Origin of the sequence: Yersinia pekkanenii (assembly GCF_001152565.1) — a bacterium.
GTDB lineage: Bacteria > Pseudomonadota > Gammaproteobacteria > Enterobacterales > Enterobacteriaceae > Yersinia > Yersinia pekkanenii.
This window is the reverse complement of the sequence record NZ_CQAZ01000112.1, coordinates 1-3,363: the sequence shown is the minus strand read 5'-3', so window position 1 is coordinate 3,363 and position 3,363 is coordinate 1. Positions and strand designations below refer to the sequence as shown.

Below are 3,363 nucleotides of genomic sequence, written 5' to 3'. Positions count from 1 at the left end.
GTATTACGCAGTAGAAAATAAAGAGATTATTCTCCTACTCATCGGCGGTGATAAGACTACACAGGATAAAGATTTAGATAAGGCAGTGACCTATTGGCGAGAGTATCAAGCGAGGTAAAATATGATCACAACCAATAAAAGGAAATCTTCCGCGAAAGCAGTTGACCATAACGACGCGATGATCGCCGAGTTAAAAGAAAACCCATCTTACGCCGAGATTTATCTACAGACGGCATTTGAGGAAATTTACGAACCTGGCGGTATTCCTGCCTTTTTGACAGCGCTACGCCGCGTTATTGAAGCCCGAGGCGGATTGGGTGAGTTTTCCAAACAATCTGGTATATCACGGCAGCATCTTTATACATCTTTATCTGAGAATGGAAATCCGACTTTATCCCGTCTTGTTGAGATAACCCGAGCTGTCGGTGTTCGGTTATTCCACACTTCACAAACTAAGTAAATTTGCCCGCTAATGCGGGCTTACATCACATGCAGATTGACGCCTAAATGAAGCGTTGAGGAAGATGCAATAGATACTAGATGAAGTGATTCTCGATATCTCAAATAGATAAATCAATGTATGTGAGAGTATTTATTGCAGAGTGCAACATACTTTCACTAGGGCGTAGGCTAAAGCTATATGTGCTCATTTTCAAAAAACAGGTCTATCTTACAATCACTTCTGATCTCCAAGTTGTCACTTATTAACTAAAAAATGAAACGTACACAATTTTATTATATGATAGTAAAATGTTGTACGTTTCATTTTATTGTGTACACTGAAATCAGTCTCACATATTAATAATGTGCAAGAGAATCCATCTCTAGGGGAATAATGATGAAACGTGATTACGGTAGTGTTGGCACTATTGCTCTGAGGGCTAGTGCTTTACTTAAAGCCATGAGTCGGGACATTGAAGAACAACGGAAAGAGTTCAATCTTACCGAGTATCATCAGACCTATACGCGTAATGCTGTGGCAAAACTTCCTAAATTAAGCCGTCGTATCGTCGAGCAGGCTATCAAAGAGATGGAGGACAGTGGTTACCACTTCAATAAAAAACAGGTGGGTAATGTTGAGCAGTACGCATTGACTATTCAGAACGTCATAGATATTTATGACCATCGTAAGATCTCGAAATATCGTGATATTCACAAAGAGCCATACGTGATCTTTGTCGTGAATCTAAAAGGAGGGGTATCAAAAACTGTTAGCACGGTAACGTTGGCGCATGGTTTGCGCGTACATCAGGATTTACTACGTCACGATCTGCGTATTCTTGTTATTGATCTTGACCCACAAGCCTCTAGTACAATGTTTTTGGATCATACTCATAGCATCGGTTCTATACTCGAAACAGCAGCTCAGGCAATGCTGAACGATCTCGATGCAGAACAACTTCGTACAACGGTTATCCGCCCGACAATAGTTCCGGGGGTTGATGTTATCCCTGCGTCAATTGATGATGGTTTTGTTGCTAGTCAGTGGGCGGCTTTGGTGGCTGAGCACTTACCAGGGGTTTCTCCGTCTGAGGTATTACGTAAGAAAATAATTGATCGTGTTGCAAATGATTATGACTTCATTTTCATTGATACTGGGCCACACCTTGACCCGTTTTTACTCAATGGTTTAGCTGCCAGTGATTTGCTATTAACCCCTACCCCTCCAGCTCAAGTAGACTTTCATTCGACTCTTAAATATCTAACACGTTTGCCAGAAATGCTGGAACAGTTAGAAGATGAAGGCATTGAGCCACGATTAAGCGCCAGTATCGGTTTTATGTCCAAAATGACCAATAAACGTGATCATGAAACATCGCACAGTTTGGCGCGTGAGGTGTATGCCAGCAACATACTAGATTCATCATTGCCACGACTAGATGGCTTTGAGCGTTGTGGTGAGTCATTTGACACTATAATTAGTGCTAATCCGATGTCCTATCCAGGCAGCGTAGAGGCGCTTAAGAGGGCTCGTACTGAGGCTGAGCGTTTCACTAAAGCTGTTTTTGACCGGATTGAATACATCAGAGGGACGGTAGCATGAAAAATATCGTGTCTCGAGGCCGAGTTCTTGGGAATAGTAGTTCTGAATTTGCACGTATGTTAGAAGGTGGTGATAGTTCCAAGACCTTCACTCTCAAATCAGGTAAACAGGCTAAATTTGTCCATACCATTGTGCTAAGTGGTGAGATTGAATCACGGACGTTTGTTGACTCCACTGTTAATGGGCGTGACCAGACTATGCTCACGCCCGAGTCAGTCAGTGATATTTCTCGTACGATAAACCTCCAGCAGTTTTTTCCTGCCATTGGTCGGGAGGTTAATGGGAAAATTGAAGTTCTGGATGGTACCCGCCGCCGAGCCGCTTGTATTTTTAATCAGGTAAAGTACGAGATCCTTGTAACTAAGGATGAGATCGACCTTGCCGACGCCCAACAACTTGCAAAAGATATTCAGACGGCTAGAGAACATAGCCTTCGCGAACTTGGGAAGCGATTTAAAGTCATGTACGACAAAGGCATGACAAAAGAAGAAATTGCGCAGGTGGAGAATATTTCCCCAGCAAAAGTTACTCGTGCATTTCAGGCTGCTTCTGTACCAGATGAAATGATTTCTGTTTTTCCAATAATCAATGATATTTCATTGTCGGACTATCAGTTTTTGTTACATATAGTAGAAGACGCAAATAAAAAAAGAGTTTCAGTTGAAGAACTAATGGTGAACGTCCGTCGATGTATTCACAAAGATCCTGATAATCCTGTAACTGATAAAGTTAAAATATTGTCAATCTTTCGAGCTGAGAGCAAAGAGCTTAAGGATGCACCTCTTAAATCGGTTGAAACCGAAAAGCTACGCGATTTTTCTGATCGCAACCAGTTTGCGAGGAAGAAAACTGATACTAAGAAACGGCTGGTTGTATATGAGTTTTCTCGTATGCCTGCTGAAGTACAGTTAGAAATTGATGATGCAATCAAGCGTATTGTTGAGAGAATGTCTTATCAAGGGTAGTCAGGGATAAACAATAGGATGTCAGATGGCATCCTTTTTTTAGCTAAATTCACCACGATTTTTTAATACTTATATTTATGAATTTTATGGTTTTTTTCTTATTCTTTCATAGTGAAATCACCATTATTTCTCCGCACTAGTAAGCCTCTTATCCCTTCTCATGCTTTCTTCTCTGAACATGTTCGCTGCTGTGCCTCTTTGTCCTGATTGATGGCAGAAATACCAGGTGCTTTGGGCGTCCGGGCGGGCTGTCATGCTACGCACTGAGCCAGCGATGCTGTCTCTGCCCTTCGGGTTTCCATCCCATGACGCAACACCTCACGCTTGCAGATGGCCAATGGCCATCGCCGCTTT

3 protein-coding genes are annotated in these 3,363 nt (G+C 42.1%); all 3 read left to right on the top strand.

The features are described 5' to 3' along the window. Positions 1–121: 121 nt before the first annotated feature. The 3 genes from AEP37_RS22775 to AEP37_RS22765 all read left to right on the top strand — a co-directional run bounded on the left by AEP37_RS22775 (position 122) and on the right by AEP37_RS22765 (position 3,009). Positions 122–460: a helix-turn-helix domain-containing transcriptional regulator gene (locus tag AEP37_RS22775; protein ID WP_049615461.1), complete on the top strand. Its 339-nt coding sequence runs from the start codon at positions 122–124 to the stop codon at positions 458–460. 378 nt (positions 461–838) lie between these two features. After that, positions 839–2,044 carry an AAA family ATPase gene (locus AEP37_RS22770; RefSeq protein WP_049615460.1) on the top strand — a complete coding sequence of 402 codons (1,206 nt, stop codon included), beginning with the start codon at positions 839–841 and terminating at the stop codon, positions 2,042–2,044. Continuing rightward, positions 2,041–3,009 (top strand): ParB family protein, encoded by a 969-nt coding sequence (locus tag AEP37_RS22765; protein ID WP_049615459.1) that lies wholly within the window; start codon positions 2,041–2,043, stop codon positions 3,007–3,009. The genes AEP37_RS22770 and AEP37_RS22765 overlap by 4 nt, the downstream gene beginning before the upstream one ends. Positions 3,010–3,363: the final 354 nt, after the last annotated feature.

Excerpts from the sequence above, each read along its gene's own strand:
- AEP37_RS22770 (WP_049615460.1), top strand. The coding sequence starts at position 839 with ATGAAACGTGATTACGGTAGTGTTGGCACTATTGCTCTGAGGGCTAGT.
- AEP37_RS22765 (WP_049615459.1), top strand. The coding sequence starts at position 2,041 with ATGAAAAATATCGTGTCTCGAGGCCGAGTTCTTGGGAATAGTAGTTCT.
- AEP37_RS22775 (WP_049615461.1), top strand. The coding sequence starts at position 122 with ATGATCACAACCAATAAAAGGAAATCTTCCGCGAAAGCAGTTGACCAT.